Genomic DNA, 15,311 nt, shown 5'->3' with positions numbered 1-15,311 from the left:
AGCATATAGTATTTAGGTTATTCTGCAATTTCAAAACGAGCAAATATCTCATATTTCAGAGTTAAATCTTGAAAATCAAGTTCGTAATTTTTTCTGCCGTTGGCATCAGCAGATTTCATCATCATTACGTTACTTGTGTTTCGGTAAAAAGGAGGACGGTAATTTCGCTCTTGAATAAGTAATGGCTTTCCGACTTTTTCTCCAATAGCTTCCAGCAAGTAATTTGCTTTGTCTTTCGCAGCTTTCATTGCCATTATCTTTACCTCTTTTCGGTATTTCTCCATTTGGCTATTATCCACTCTTGCTAAATTTACATTAGAAATGCCTTTCTTTTCTAATTCTCTAAGTAGTTGACCAATAATATTTGCATTTGTAAGTTTAAGAATGTAATTTTTTCTGGCATAAATTTTCTTCCCTGTCCAAAATGCACGTTCCATATCGCTGTTTGCCCCAGCAATAGACAGGTTGTCTGTAGGAATGTTGAGCTTGCGCATTACAGCAATGACATCACCCTCAAGCTCGTCCAGTGAGCGACGATCTTTTACATCTTTTTCGTTTAGAGCAATGGATAGATAAATTTCATCAGGTGTAACTTTGAGTTCTGCATCACCTGTGACCTCTATGTAATTTTTGTTATCTTGTGTTTGGGCATTCATATTAAAAGCTAAGCTTGTGAGTAATAGAATAAGAATTGCGATTCGTTTCATAATGATACATTTAAAGATTTATATCTATACAAAAATACAATTACCCTGCCATAAAAAAGCGTATCTTTGCAAATTGATAGTATGTTACTGAACATGATAAATAAGAATAATATTGTATGAGTTCATCATTTAAAATGGTTGCAAAAACCTTGTTGGGGTTAGAAGACTTATTGGTAAAAGAGTTAGAGGATATAGGTGCACAAAAAGTGAAGCCTATGCGTAGAGCTATAAGTTTTGAAGGAGATGATGAACTGATGTACAAAGCTAATTATCAACTACGGACTGCTATTCGTATCTTGAAGCCTTTGCATGAATTTAAATTTACAAATGTAGAAGATTTTTATGATAAGCTCTATAATTTTGAATGGGCAAAGTATATGGATTTGAATGACACTTTTGCTATTGACAAGGTGGTTTATTCCAGTAAGTTTGATAACACACAATTTGCCGTGTATAAATTCAAAGATGCTATTTGTGATTATTTTGTACGGAATTATCGCAGAAGACCTTCTGTAAATACGCAGGCTCCTAATGTGAAGTTCAATCTCCACGTATCAGAAGACCGTTGCATTGTTTCCTTAGACAGTTCATTGGATTCATTGCACAAACGGGGTTATCGTTTTAGCGAAGGTTTAGCACCAATTAATGAAGTGCTTGCTGCAGCCATGCTAAAATTTGCCGGTTGGGATGGAAAGCAAACACTTATTGATCCTATGTGTGGTTCAGGTACGATTCTTATAGAAGCTATCATGTTAGCTAGAAATATACCAGCAGGCTATTATAGAGATACTTACGGTTTTCAATCATGGAAGAACTTCGACAAAGAACTCTGGGAAAAAGTTAAAAGAGAAGCCGACCAAAGAATAAAGCCTATCGAAGCAACAATCATAGGTGCAGATATTAATAGGGAAGTGCTACGTGCTGTTAGGGTAAATCTACGTCGTTCAAAACTCCACATGAATGTTAAAACTTTGCACACTAGTTTTGAAGATTTTAATAATACATTTGACTCAGGATTAGTCATAACCAATCCGCCCTATGGTGAGCGAATAGGAGCGGGAGAAATTGCAGAGATTTACAATATGATAGGCAGTAAACTTAAAAATGATTTCCAAGGATTTGATGCATGGATAATTACTGCCCCCAAAGAGAATTTTAAACATATTGGTTTACGCCCATCAGAAAAAATAACCTTACTGAATGGACAATTGGAAGGACAGTTGCAACACTTTGAACTCTATGAAGGAAGTAAAAAATACAACCAAGATACTCCGAAAGAAAAAGGAAAATTGATTGAAGAAAAGCCTAGGAAAAGACAAGAGGTTAGGAAAGAAGAACAACCGAATAAAAAGTTTAATGTATCAAGGTTTTTGAAGAAATAAGGCTACCTTTGTAGCAATTTTTCAAATAACGAAGCACGATTTTTTAATGACAAATTATTTTGACGAAAATAAAGATATAGCCGAGTTAGTTAGGCTCTATGAAGAAACTTTAAGAGGAGAATCATTTCGTTATTTTGATGTATTTGACTATGTTGATATTGCAGAGTATTATCTAACGACGATGCAAGAATCCAAAGCCGAAAATGTCATCAGCGAAGCATTGGTTCAACATCCTGATGCAATAGAATTGAAATACAAACAGGCTGAGATGTATGTTTTAAAAGGTAAAACACAGAAAGCGCTGAATCTTATAAAAGAATTAGAACAGACCAGTGATGACGCTGAATTTCATCTATTAAGAGGCACTATATTTACAGCAACTGGGAAATACGAAGAAGCCAATTCTGCTTTTCTTATGGCAATAGAACGTGATGATGAAAACAGGGAGGAACTACTTTTTCGTATTGGGTTAGCATTTCAGCATGTATTTGAGTTCAGTTTGGCTTTACAGTACCATTATAAACTTTATGAAGAATCTCCAAACGATCTCAATAATTTGTTTGAAGTAGCATATTGTTATGAACAGTTAGAGCGCCTAGATAATAGTATTTTATTTTATAATAAATATCTTGACATTTCTCCATATTCCCATAAAGTTTGGTATAATTTAGGAATTATTTACAACAGATTGCAACGTTATGAGGATGCTGTAGAGGCTTATGATTATACTTTAGCAATCCGTCCTAAGCATAGTAAGGCATATTTCAACAAAGGAAATGCCTTGTTTTATTTAGGTAAATACAAAGAAGCACTTACATGCTATTTGAAGTATCTAAACTATGATGATAATCACTCATTAACAAATACTTACATTGCTGAATGCTACGAGCGACTAGGAGAGTACGAGAGTGCTGTTTTGCATTACAATAAAGCATTGTCTATAGATCCTAAGCTTTCTGATGCATGGTTTGGCTTAGGCATGGTTGCTAAACTTCAGGGAAATATTTATGAAGCAATTCAGCATATGGAAAAGGCCGCTAAAACAGATGGTACTTTTAGTGAATGTTATATAGAATTAGGAGAACTTTATACACTGATTAATGAAGATACTTTGGCAATTAATGCCTATCGGTATGCTATTATTGCTTCTCCTGATGCTTTGCATAATCATATAGAGTTAGCAAAATTTTATCACAAAAAGAACAATATTCAAGAAGCAAGAGAGGTTTTAGAAGCAGTCAAAAAGGATTTTAAAGAAGAGGCTGAATTGTTTTATTATTTATCACTTTTTGCTCTATTAGAAGATGATCTTGTAGAAGCTAAACGCTATCTAAAACAAGCTAAGTCTATAGATAACGGACAGTTTGATGAATTGGTTAATTATTGCAGAAGAAATGAACCTCTTGTTAGCAAAGGAAAAATTGATGACTTATTAAAACTACATGAATAAATGAATTACGTATTAACGCATATTCCAGAAAGAGAGAACAAACCTCGTAATAAAGGGCTTACGATGGTAATGGATAAGGGGTTGAGTACTCGAGAAGCTGAAGATTTAGTCGCTTCCTCAGGTAAATATGTTGATATTGTTAAACTGGGTTTTGGTACATCTTTGTTGTGCCCTGATTTGGAAAATAAAATTAATGTCTATAAACAAGCTGATATAAAAGTATATTTTGGAGGGACCTTATTTGAAGCATTCGTAGCTCGTGACCAATTTGAAGAATATCGTAAATATTTGCTAGATTGTGAAGTAGAGTATGTTGAAATCTCAGATGGTGTATTACCCATTGATGAAAGTTTAAAGTGTGATTATATCAGAGAGTTAGCAAAGGACTTCACAGTGCTTTCAGAGGTTGGATTAAAAACAGGAGAGAGACATTTGACGAATGATGAGTGGGTGGAGAAGATGAAAGCAGAGCGAGTTGCAGGAGCCTGGAAGGTAATTGCTGAAGCAAGAGAGAGTGGAACTATTGGTATTTTTAATAAAGACGGCTCAGCTAACACAGAGTTGATTAAAACCATAGATGAAGCTATGAATGCTGATAATATTTTATGGGAGGCTCCATTAAAGAGTCAGCAGGTATGGTTTATCAAAAATTTCGGACCTGAAGTAAATTTGGGTAACATTGCTACAAACGAGGTAATTGCGTTAGAAACCTTACGTGCTGGTTTGCGAGGTGATACGCTATTGGATTTTCTTCCTAAATAGTTTTTGATGAAACGCAATTTTATAGATTATCTCCTTGTGAGTTTAAAAGGGATGGGAATGGGAGCCGCTGATGTAGTCCCTGGAGTTTCTGGAGGTACTATTGCTTTTATCACTGGAATATATGAGGAACTGATTTTCAGTATAAAATCGATAAACTTAGCCACATTAAAACTTCTTTTTTCAGGTAAATTTACGGCATTTTCAAAAGCTATTAATCTTCCTTTTCTTTTAGCTTTGTTCTTTGGTATTGGCTTGAGTGTCCTTTCTTTGGCTAAAATCATGACGTTTCTATTAGCTCAACATCCTTTGCTGACATGGGGTTTTTTCTTCGGATTAATTATTGCGTCTGCTTGGTTAGTCGGTAAAAAGATAACTCAATGGAATAAGGCAACCTATATTGCATTGATTTTGGGAGTTATTGTAGCTTACCTGATTACAGAATTAAGTCCCGCTTCTACTCCCGAAACCGTATGGTTTATTTTTCTAAGTGGCATGATTGCCATTTGCGCAATGATTTTGCCGGGTGTTTCTGGTGCATTTATCCTGTTAATGATGGGGAAATATGCTTATCTCATGAATGCTATTGATACTTTTAATTTAAAAGTTCTGGCAATTTTTATGGGAGGAGCAGCCATTGGGATTGTGACATTTTCGAACATACTAGGCTATTTTTTGAAGAAGTTTCATAATGCTACAGTCGCAGTTTTAACTGGTTTTATGATTGGCTCACTGAACAAAGTTTGGCCTTGGAAAGAGGTTGTAAGTACTTTTGCCGACCGTCATGGAGAAGTGAAACCTTTGGTAGAACGAAATATATCACCATACTCTTATTCCGAATTACTGCAAGAAGATAATTATTTATTGGGAACTATTGTCTGTGCTATAGCTGGCTTCTTATTGATTGTATTCATAGAACGTGTTGCAACGATTTCCAAAAAAGACTAAGTTATGGATGCAATCTATGGACTTATCGGCTATCCATTAGGACATTCATTTTCGAAGGAATATTTTGAAAAACGATTTCTAAGAGAGCACATTAAAACCGAATTTAGAAATTTTGAGATTCAGTCAATAACTAAATTTCCTGAAATTCTTCAAAAATATCCTCAGATTAAAGGTCTGAGCGTAACGATACCTTACAAACAAACTATTATACCCTATCTTGATGAATTGGAAGAGTCAGCACGGCAAATAGGAGCTGTAAACTCTATAAAGGTTGAGCAGAGAGCTGACAAGCCTTATACTGTTGGCTATAATACTGATTGCTATGGATTTGGAAAATCTTTGGATTCATTTATTCCACAGGAAATAAATACTGCATTGATTTTAGGCACCGGCGGAGCTTCCAAAGCTGTCGCTTATGCATTGAAGGAACGAGACATTACCTATAAATTTGTCTCACGCACCACTAGTCAAAGTATTCTTACTTATAAGGATTTAAGTAATCAGGTTATCCAAATATGTCAATTAATCATCAACACCACGCCGTTGGGAATGTTTCCAAATACAGAAACCTTTCCCGAGATACCTTATCAGTTTTTAACTGCTCAGCATTATTTGTATGACTTGGTTTATAATCCTGATCTCACAAAATTTTTAGAAAAAGGAAAAGTTAATGGTGCACACATAAAAAATGGTTACGATATGTTAGAATACCAAGCTGAGCGTTCGTGGGAGCTTTGGAATCTTACCAATTAAGCAAACTGGTGGTGAAATTCATCAAGTTGCTTTAAGTATTGCTCTTTCAAAGATTCATCAATAAAACTTGCTTCAAAAGCATTTTTCGTCAGTTGATAAACGTGATTTTTTGTTAGCGGTAAATTCGTTGCCATTGCCTCGAAATTCTTCACTAAATTACCACCAAAATACGCTGGGTCGTCAGAGTTTACGGTAACTTTTAAACCTTTCTCTAACATTTTTAAAATAGGGTGTTCCTCCATGCATGGAGTGTTTTTCAAAACAATATTGGAGAGTGGGCAAATAGTTAGTGCTAGTCCTTTTTTAATGATTTCTGTTACTAAATTCTCGTCATCTAAACATTTATTACCATGATCTATTCTATCAATATTGAGGACATCAATAGCTTCCCTCACGTAGGATGCAGGACCTTCTTCGCCAGCATGTGCAACCAATTTCATTCCATCCTTCTTGGCTTCTGCAAAGATATTCTTAAATTTTTTAGGAGGATTTCCTAACTCTGAAGAATCTAAACCAATGCCTACAAAAAGATGTTTATATTGTTTTGCCTCTTCCCAAGTTTTAAAAGCAGATTCTTCAGGTAAGTGTCGTAAAAAGGAAAGAATGAGCTGACTATTGATTCCTAAATTTTTTTTGGCTCTTTCCATAGCTTTATGAATTCCAGAAATAATAACTGAGAATGGGATACCTCGCTCAGTGTGCGTCTGTGGATCAAAAAATATTTCTACATGAATAATATGCTGACGATGCGCATCTTCTAAATAATCCCAGGTAAGGTCGAAAAAATCCTGTTCAGTTCGTAATACGTTAGCTCCTGCGTAGTAAATGTCTAAAAAATCTTGCAAGTTTTGAAACTGATAGGCATCTTTGATTTTTTGAATAGATGAATAGGGTAGAGATACATTATTTCGTTTAGCAAGTTTTAAAAGCAATTCGGGTTGTAAAGTGCCCTCTATGTGTAAGTGCAATTCCGCTTTAGGAATTTTCTCAATATATTCTAATAAATCCATAAGCAAAAATAGAAAAATATTTGAATTTGGTTGTTAAAAGAGCGGAACTACATTTGATTTGTGGTTATTGCAATTAAAATAATACTAATAATCGCTAAAATAATTCCAATCCAATTTTTTCTTAAGAGTTTTTCACCAAAAAAGGAAATGCCCAACAGAGTGGCAACAACAACTATTGACACATTATTTAGCGTAAAGACAACGGTACTGCCTAAATCGCTTTTCAGCGCCGAGACAAAGAAATATACTGAGAAATAATTAGGAATCCCCAATAATAATCCTCCAATGATTTCTTTATATGTAAATCGTACCCTTTTGACGATATATTGATAAAGACCTACAACAGTTCCAATAATTCCAGCAAACAAAAAGATACTCATCGAAAATAAAGCAATATCATTTTCAGCTAAAGAGTTTTCTTCCAAGTATTTTATTAAGGTTTCTGTGACGCCACTACCAATAAATAATACAAATGGCAAGAAGAGATTGTGTTCACTTACATTTAACTCTTTGTTTTTGCTTGAAACTAAATATACGGCTACTAATGCCAATAAAATTCCTAAAAATTTTAAAATGCCAGTGGGTTCATTGTAATAAAGTATGATAAATGCAATTGGAATCACTAAACTCATTCTCTGTGCTACAGAAACTACAGAAAGTCCATGCCTCTGTGCTGTTATTCCAATTAAAACAAACGTGGTAATGTACAATATGCCTAGAATAGTAGCACCACCAAACCACGGTTTTACAAGAAATTCAGCAACTGAGAATTCATTGCTCAAGGTGATGTATCCGAAGACAGTCGCCGAATAGTAGTTGACCACTATAGCATACAAAGTGTTGACATTCTTTTTATCTAATAGTTTAAACGTTAAATAAATAAATGTCGAAGAAAGTATGCTTAGCAATAAAAAAATCATACTGATAGTACTTTAATCATCGGAGTCCTCTTTATCTTCTAAAAGATAACGAGCAGGTTCCATTCCTTCAGTGTACTCAAAAATAACTTTTAAAACTGCAATTATAGGTAAGGAAATAATTGCTCCTACTACACCCCATAAACTAGCAAATACTATCACACCAAATACCGTCATAAACGGATTTAGATTAATTTCTTCACCAATAATTAGTGGTGTAAGTACGTAGTTTTCTAATATTTGAGCAAGTGAGACGACACCTATGACAAGCAGTCCTTCGGTTGTTCCTGAATAAATAAATGCCAATAGTGCAGCAAAACCTCCACCAATAATGTTTCCGACATAAGGAATAATGGAAAACACCGAAGCAAAGAAAGCTAAAAATAATGCATAGGGTACATCAGCAATTAAAAATCCTCCGTAATAAATGACAAATAAAATAATCATCAATTTTGCTTTCCCTAGAAGATATTTACTGACCATCTCGCCAGATTTATTAATTATCTTCTCAATGGTAGGTTTATTCTTATCAGCACCCAATTTATAGAAAAAATTATGGAACATTTCTTTTTGCATCAATAAAAGGATGATGTAGATAAGAATGATAAAGGACTGGGAAACTACATTTGAAAAAGATGATAAAAAATTAGTTGCGAAGCTTTGTAAGTTCTTAGTCAGTCCTGATTCTTTGTTCAAATAGGATTCTAAATTAATTCCCAATGTGTCTTTTGACCAAGCCATTAAAGTGTCAATCTTCTCAGAAGCTCTTTCTTGAATGGTATCCCAATCTTTAGAAATATTGTCTATTTGCCAGCCCGTAAGCCACATGAGTGCAGAAAAAATAACAATCATGAGCAAAACAGACAAGGTTAATGCTAACCATTTTGGTAATCCCCATTTTTGCATCGTGCTCATTGGAATGTCTAATAGTGTTGCAACAACCATAGCAACAACTAGGGGTAAAACTATGGAAGAACCATGGTAAAGAATTAAGATTATCCCTATAAAAACTCCTAAAAAACGCAATAATTTAACCGCTGAAATATGTATTTTACTTAGTCCCATGCTCTTTTTTTTTATTTTATGTAAATCGTTTTCTTATTCACAAATGCTAGAATTCCTTCTTGAGAAAGTTCCCTGCCGTAACCTGAAATGCCCACACCACCAAAAGGAAGACGAGGGTCGCTTTTCACCAATTCGTTCACAAAAACAGCTCCTTCGTCAAGTTGTGGAATTAACTTTTCAATGCGTTGCTTATCTTGTGTGAATAAACTTACGCCTAAACCAAATTTAGAAAGATTGACTAATTCTACGGCTTCCTCATCATCTTCAAATATAGTGCAGGCGAGTAATGGACCGAAAGTTTCTTCTTGGAATATACGCATAGCTTTTGTAACCTCTGTGACTAATGTTGGCTCCAAGTAAGCTCCTTCGCATTTACCACCAGTAATGAGTTTTGCTCCATTATTTAGCGCATCGTCGAGTTGCTCTTTTAGTTCTTCTGCAGCCTCTTTATTGACCATTACTCCAATATATGTATTTTCATCTAGAGGATCTCCAGAAGTGAGGGATTCTATCTTTTCTTTGAGTAGATTAATAAATTTAGTCGCAATGCTTTTTTGGACTAATAAACGTTTTCCTGCGATACAACTTTGTCCTGTATTTTGAAATCTTGCATTAATACAGGTTCCTATAGTATTTTCTATATCACAATCTTCAAAAACCACTAAAGCATTGCTGCCACCTAACTCTAACAGCGATGGTTTTATTTCTGAAGCGGCAGTGCTTGCAACAGCAGCACCTGCAGGCTTACTGCCCGTTAAAGAAACTCCTTTTACTTTAGGATTTTTAATAATTGCCTCAACTTTTTCACTTTCTATAGGAAGAAATGTGAATACTCCAGAGGGAAAACCTGCTTTTTCAAAAGCTTCAGCAATACATTTGGCTGATTCGGTCACGTTACTGGCATGCTTCAACAAAGCGGTGTTGCCAGCCATAATCGTAGGAGTAGCAAATCGTAAAACTTGCCAAAAAGGGAAATTCCAAGGCATCACTCCGAGGATTACACCTAGAGGATCATAGCGAACACCTGAGTATGTTGCATCTGTTTCAATTTCCATAGAGGCTAATTGCGAGTCTGCATTTTTAGCATAATACCTACATACCCAAGCACATTTTTCAACTTCAGCGATAGCTTGAGAAATAGGTTTTCCCATTTCTAAGGTCATTACCTTTCCCCATTTTTGTTTGTTCTCCTCTAATACATCTGACAATTTCGAAAAAAGTTTAGATCTATTTTCCATTGACGTTGTTCTCCACTTTAGAAAAGCGTTATGAGATGCATCAATCGCATTATTGACTTCTTCGATAGTAATTGCGGTGTTTTCAAAAACGACTTCGTTGTTGTATGGATTTATTGATTTCATGGGGCTATATTATTGATTTATACAAATGTAATTACTTTCATTGAACAAAAAAGCCAGTCTTTAAAATTAAAGATTGGCCTTTATAATGTCTTGCTTAATTACTTATTTTTTTATTAATAACCATAAGTCATCATATTCTGGATATTTAGCGCGAATAGCATCTACTTCCATACGTGCAGCTTTTTCGTCATTAAAATAGTATCCTGAAACACGGTACATTCCATTATCGGCTTTCAAAATGTTAGGGGCAAATCCTTGTTTTGCTAGAGTTCCTACTAGACGATTCGCATTATTTTCGTTAGCAAAACTTCCCAAAATGATAAAATATTTTGCATCATAATCAATAGCACCTCGTACTATTTCCACAGTTTCAAATCGACTAGATACGTTTGATGGTTTCGTATAAGTTCCATCTGCTGCAACATCATAATCATTAGTTGTTTCTGTAGTCGTTGGCTCTTCTATGGTAGGTTCCTGTTTGTTGAAATCATAGAAATCATCATCAGTTCTTGATTTTTTAGTGGACCCACAAGAGGTTGCAAGGAAAGCACTTAACAAGAGTGCATAAAAAAATACATTTTTCATCTCTATAAATTTTTAATAGTTTGTCTTATTTTAACTAATTTCTCTAATAAATTTTCTAATTGTGCCAAAGGCAACATGTTTGCTCCGTCAGAGAGTGCTTCTGCCGGATTAGGATGTGTCTCAATAAATATGCCATCAACGCCCACAGCAACACCTGCTTTTGCAACAGTCTCAATTAATTCCGGTTGTCCGCCCGTTACTCCACTGCTTTGGTTAGGCCGTTGCAGTGAATGGGTAATGTCTAAAATAACGGGGCAGTTGTTGGTTTGCATCATAGGTATGCCTCGATAGTCGATGATTAAATCTTGATAACCAAAACTATTTCCTCTTTCAGTAAGCATTACATTTTCATTGCCGGAGTCACGAATTTTTTGCACTGCAAATTGCATTGTTTCGGCAGAAAGAAATTGACCTTTTTTGATGTTTACATATTTACCTGTTTTTGCTGCTGCAACTAAAAGTTCTGTTTGGCGACAAAGAAATGCAGGAATCTGCAATACATCTACATAGTCAGCAGCCATTGAGGCTTCTTGTGGCGTGTGTATATCAGTAACCGTAGGGACGTCAAACTTTTCACCGGCATCTTTTAATATTTGCAATGCTTTTTTATCTCCAATGCCTGTAAAGGAATCTATTCGAGAGCGATTGGCTTTTTTATAAGAACCTTTCAGTATCCAAGGTATTTGCAGTTTGTCTGTAATTTTCTGAATCTCAGAAGCGGTTTCTTCGACAACTTCTTTGCTTTCTATAGCACAGGGCCCCGCAATTAAAAAGAAATTTCCACTTTCTTTGTGTTTTATTTTTGTCAATGAATCTAACATAAAATTGATCTTTTTGTCTGTTACAAATGTAACGATTTTCTACTTTAATTTTTCGGCTAAATAAGGAGCTGTGTATGAGTCCTTACATTTCACTAAATCCTTCGGAGTTCCAGCAAATACCAGTTTACCGCCTTCTTCGCCACCTCCGGGACCTAATTCTATAATCCAGTCTGAGGCTTTAATAACGTCCATATTGTGTTCAATTACGATAACCGTATGTCCTCTATCCACCAGCGAATTTAAAGCACTCATAAGTTTATTGATGTCGTGGAAATGAAGTCCTGTCGTTGGTTCATCGAAAACAAATAGTGACGGTTCTGCTCGCTCTTTAGTAAGGAAGAATGCTAATTTGATACGTTGGCTTTCGCCACCACTCAACGTACTCGATGCTTGACCTAGACGGACATATTCTAAGCCAACATCAGAAAGAACTTGTAGTTTACTAATGATTTTCTTTTCTTGGGTTCCTTGTTCATTTTTACCGAAAAAGTCAATGGCTTCTTCGACGGTCATCTTTAAAACATCATAAATATTTTTGCCTTCATATTTAATATCCAAGACTTCATCTTTGAAACGCTTACCGTTACAACTTTCACAAGTGAGTCTTACGTCAGCCATAAATTGCATTTCTATTTGTATTTCTCCTTCTCCTTGGCACTCTTCGCAACGTCCTCCATCAACATTGAACGAAAAATGTGCAGGTTTCATGCCGGCTCGTTTAGCAGATTTCTGAGAAGCAAATAAGGTTCTAATTTCATCATACGCTTTAATATATGTGACAGGATTAGAACGTGAAGATTTCCCGATAGGATTTTGATCAACAAATTCTAAGGTACTTAACCGACTAATATCTCCGGATAGCGAACTTCCTGACTTATTTTTGTAGTAATCAACACCGAGCCCTTTTACTTTGTTGAATGTAGGTACTAGAACTTCTCGAATCAATGTTGATTTTCCTGATCCGCTTACGCCAATAACTGCAGTTAATGTGTTTAAAGGGAATTTAACGGATAAATTCTTTAAATTATGCATCACAGCATGTTCGATGGAAAGATAATCTGTCCAAATACGAGGAAAATCGGGTAGTGGGACCGACATTTCCCCTCTCATATACTTAGAGGTTAAAGTGTCAGCTTTTTTTAAAGCTTTTTGGTCTCCTTGGAAGATAATTTCGCCTCCAAGTCTTCCTGCCAAAGGACCTATATCAATAATTTCATCAGCAGCTTTTATGATATCTTCGTCATGTTCCACTACAACAACAGTGTTTCCTAAGTCACGAAGTTGTTTCAGCACTTTTATAAGTCTTTCAGTATCTTTAGAGTGCAGTCCTATACTGGGTTCGTCTAGTATATACAATGAGCCCACTAAACTGCTACCCAACGAAGTGGCAAGATTAATTCGTTGGCTTTCTCCACCAGAAAGCGTTGAGGATAGACGGTTAAGCGTAAGATAACCTAAGCCAACATCCAAAAGAAACTGTAAACGTTTGGTAATTTCTACAAGTATCCGCTCAGCTATTTTTGTTTGGTATTCATTAAGTTCCAATTTTTCAAAGAATGGAAGCAAACGCACAATTGGTAAATTTACCAAATCAGTAATTGCAGTATTTCCAACTTTTACGTATGAAGCACTTTCTTTGAGACGTGTACCTTTACATTCCGGGCAAAGTGTCTTTCCACGATATCGGGAGAGCATCACTCGAAATTGAATTTTGTACTGCTTCTCTTCCAAACGCTTGAAAAATGCATTGATGCCTTTAAAATACTCATTTCCTGTCCAAAGTAGTTCTTTTTGTTCCTCAGTGAGCTCGTAATAAGGAGTGTGTATAGGAAAGTCGAAGTGATGAGCATTACGAACCAATTCATTTTTCCATTTTCTCATTTTCTCACCTCGCCAGCAATAAATAGCTTCCTCATAAACGCTCAGACTTTTATCAGGAATTACTAAATCGGGGTCTATGCCTACCACTTTACCATAACCTTCACAAGTAGGACAAGCACCAATGGGATTGTTAAAGCTAAAAGTATCCACTGTTGGTTGCTCAAAAGTTATCCCATCAGCTTCAAATTTATTCGAAAATATTTCTTTTTCTTGTGACTTCATATCTTGAATAACACAAGAGCCATCACCTTCGTAGAATGCTGTCTGCACAGAGTCTGCAATTCGTTCGTGTAGACCCTCTTCGTCATTTACCCTTATTCTGTCAATGACTAGTAAGGGAATGTCAGTATCGGAATAGTTTTCTATTTTAACGACTTCGCCTGAATCTTTTGCTATTCTCGAAAAACCCTGTTGCATTAGCAATTGTAGCTGCTGTTCTAAAGTTCGTTCTTCGGGTAGTTGAATTGGTGCTAAAATGAGTAAACTCGTATCATTCGGTTTTGATAAAATAGCTTTAACGACATCCTCAACTTTGTGACGTTTTACAGGATTGCCTGAGATAGGAGAGTAGGTTATTCCTATCTTAGCATAAAGCAATTTTATGTAGTCATAGATTTCAGTCGAAGTTCCTACTGTCGAACGTGGATTTTTAGTATTTACTTTTTGCTCAATGGCAATCGCCGGTGGTATTCCTTTGATGAAATCTACCTCAGGTTTATCAATACGTCCAAGGAATTGACGAGCATAAGAAGATAAACTCTCTACATAGCGTCTTTGTCCTTCAGCATAAAGCGTGTTAAAAGCCAAAGATGACTTTCCTGAGCCGGAAACACCCGTAACAACGACTAACTTATTGCGAGGGATTTTAACTTCAACATTTTTAAGATTGTGGACACGTGCACCTTTTACATGAATACTATCTGTCATCCTTATCCTAACGTTTTTATATATACAGTGTGATTATTGATAACCTCCTTTTTGTAGCCCATCTTCAATAGATAGTTGATGTGTTTGGCATTACTGGTGTCGCATAAAAGTTTGCGATAGCCTTTTGCTAAGAAATATTTGACAAGTTGGTGATGAATATAGTCTCCAATTTTAAAGTCGCGATATTCCGGACTTACATAATCTAAAACTACTTTTAATGTATTCGTATTGTAATGTGTAGCAATAAAAAGCCCGGCCACATTCATATTTCTAAGAATATAGAAACTAATATTATGAACCTCATTGTTAAAAATGAATTTAGGAAAGAAACGTTTTATTTCTTTATAATTTAATTCAATGAAGCGTCCCATAAATGTACTATTCGGACTTGCTTCTAAAATTGTAAATTCCTCCTTAATCTTGCGCATTTTGTACAAATAGTAAATATTTGAAAGCACGATAAGGAAATTCATAATCGCAACAGGATAGGATTCTATCAGTAGTCCATAAATAGAAAAAATTAATGCACCAATTAAATTGATAATGCGTAAACGCAAGATTGACGACATCATCAAAGAAATAAGAACAAAAACAGAGGCTATATAGCCAATCCACTCAACAACAGGAATACCCCAAAAGGAAGCGTCTATCATATATTTTTTAAAAATGGTTGTAATAAACAAAGGTAATCATTCTTTTGAAAAAAAGATGAATAAAAAAGAGTGACAATACAAAATATTGCCAC

14 protein-coding genes are annotated in these 15,311 nt (G+C 35.4%); 5 read left to right on the top strand and 9 right to left on the bottom strand.

Going from position 1 to position 15,311, the window contains the following annotated elements; translation table 11 throughout:
- Positions 1 to 17: 17 nt before the first annotated feature.
- Complete coding sequence (locus C7377_RS08350; protein ID WP_116496899.1) at positions 18 to 707, bottom strand: SIMPL domain-containing protein; 690 nt, start codon at positions 705 to 707, stop codon at positions 18 to 20.
- Between the two features lie 116 nt (positions 708 to 823).
- Between C7377_RS08350 and C7377_RS08345 the strand changes: the two genes are divergently transcribed.
- From C7377_RS08345 to C7377_RS08325, 5 genes are read left to right on the top strand one after another with little or no spacing between them, the layout of a single operon-like run.
- Entirely contained in the window at positions 824 to 2,089 is a 1,266-nt protein-coding gene (locus C7377_RS08345) for a THUMP domain-containing class I SAM-dependent RNA methyltransferase (RefSeq protein WP_116496898.1), read from the top strand.
- 46 nt (positions 2,090 to 2,135) lie between these two features.
- Positions 2,136 to 3,539 (top strand): tetratricopeptide repeat protein, encoded by a 1,404-nt coding sequence (locus C7377_RS08340; protein ID WP_116496897.1) that lies wholly within the window; start codon positions 2,136 to 2,138, stop codon positions 3,537 to 3,539.
- Entirely contained in the window at positions 3,540 to 4,301 is a 762-nt protein-coding gene (locus tag C7377_RS08335; RefSeq protein ID WP_116496896.1) for a phosphosulfolactate synthase, read from the top strand.
- A gap of 6 nt (positions 4,302 to 4,307) precedes the next feature.
- Complete coding sequence (locus tag C7377_RS08330; RefSeq protein WP_116496895.1) at positions 4,308 to 5,246, top strand: DUF368 domain-containing protein; 939 nt, start codon at positions 4,308 to 4,310, stop codon at positions 5,244 to 5,246.
- A 3-nt stretch (positions 5,247 to 5,249) separates the two neighbouring features.
- Positions 5,250 to 5,999: a shikimate dehydrogenase family protein gene (locus tag C7377_RS08325; protein WP_116496894.1), complete on the top strand. Its 750-nt coding sequence runs from the start codon at positions 5,250 to 5,252 to the stop codon at positions 5,997 to 5,999.
- Here C7377_RS08325 and C7377_RS08320 read toward each other — a convergent pair.
- The 8 genes from C7377_RS08320 to C7377_RS08285 all read right to left on the bottom strand — a co-directional run bounded on the left by C7377_RS08320 (position 5,996) and on the right by C7377_RS08285 (position 15,219).
- Positions 5,996 to 7,009: an adenosine deaminase gene (locus C7377_RS08320; RefSeq protein ID WP_116496893.1), complete on the bottom strand. Its 1,014-nt coding sequence runs from the start codon at positions 7,007 to 7,009 to the stop codon at positions 5,996 to 5,998. The genes C7377_RS08325 and C7377_RS08320 overlap by 4 nt on opposite strands.
- A gap of 47 nt (positions 7,010 to 7,056) precedes the next feature.
- Positions 7,057 to 7,929 (bottom strand): GRP family sugar transporter, encoded by an 873-nt coding sequence (locus C7377_RS08315; protein ID WP_116496892.1) that lies wholly within the window; start codon positions 7,927 to 7,929, stop codon positions 7,057 to 7,059.
- A gap of 12 nt (positions 7,930 to 7,941) precedes the next feature.
- A complete protein-coding gene (locus C7377_RS08310) occupies positions 7,942 to 8,991 on the bottom strand; it encodes an AI-2E family transporter (RefSeq protein ID WP_116496891.1) in 1,050 nt (349 codons plus the stop codon).
- An 11-nt stretch (positions 8,992 to 9,002) separates the two neighbouring features.
- Positions 9,003 to 10,352, bottom strand: coding sequence for an NAD-dependent succinate-semialdehyde dehydrogenase (locus C7377_RS08305; protein WP_116496890.1), 1,350 nt, complete (start codon positions 10,350 to 10,352; stop codon positions 9,003 to 9,005).
- 102 nt (positions 10,353 to 10,454) lie between these two features.
- On the bottom strand, positions 10,455 to 10,937 hold the full coding sequence (locus C7377_RS08300; protein ID WP_116496889.1) for an SPOR domain-containing protein: 483 nt from the start codon (positions 10,935 to 10,937) through the stop codon (positions 10,455 to 10,457).
- Between the two features lie 2 nt (positions 10,938 to 10,939).
- On the bottom strand, positions 10,940 to 11,758 hold the full coding sequence (gene kdsA, locus C7377_RS08295) for a 3-deoxy-8-phosphooctulonate synthase (RefSeq protein WP_394336366.1): 819 nt from the start codon (positions 11,756 to 11,758) through the stop codon (positions 10,940 to 10,942).
- A 39-nt stretch (positions 11,759 to 11,797) separates the two neighbouring features.
- Positions 11,798 to 14,566, bottom strand: a complete 2,769-nt coding sequence (gene uvrA / locus C7377_RS08290) for an excinuclease ABC subunit UvrA (RefSeq protein ID WP_116496888.1) — start codon at positions 14,564 to 14,566, stop codon at positions 11,798 to 11,800.
- A 2-nt stretch (positions 14,567 to 14,568) separates the two neighbouring features.
- On the bottom strand, positions 14,569 to 15,219 hold the full coding sequence (locus C7377_RS08285; RefSeq protein WP_116496887.1) for a GNAT family N-acetyltransferase: 651 nt from the start codon (positions 15,217 to 15,219) through the stop codon (positions 14,569 to 14,571).
- Positions 15,220 to 15,311: the final 92 nt, after the last annotated feature.

Origin of the sequence: Balneicella halophila, assembly GCF_003096835.1 — a bacterium.
Lineage (GTDB): Bacteria > Bacteroidota > Bacteroidia > Bacteroidales > Balneicellaceae > Balneicella > Balneicella halophila.
Note: the sequence above shows the minus strand (reverse complement) of the source record. Positions and strands in the feature narration are given on the sequence as shown.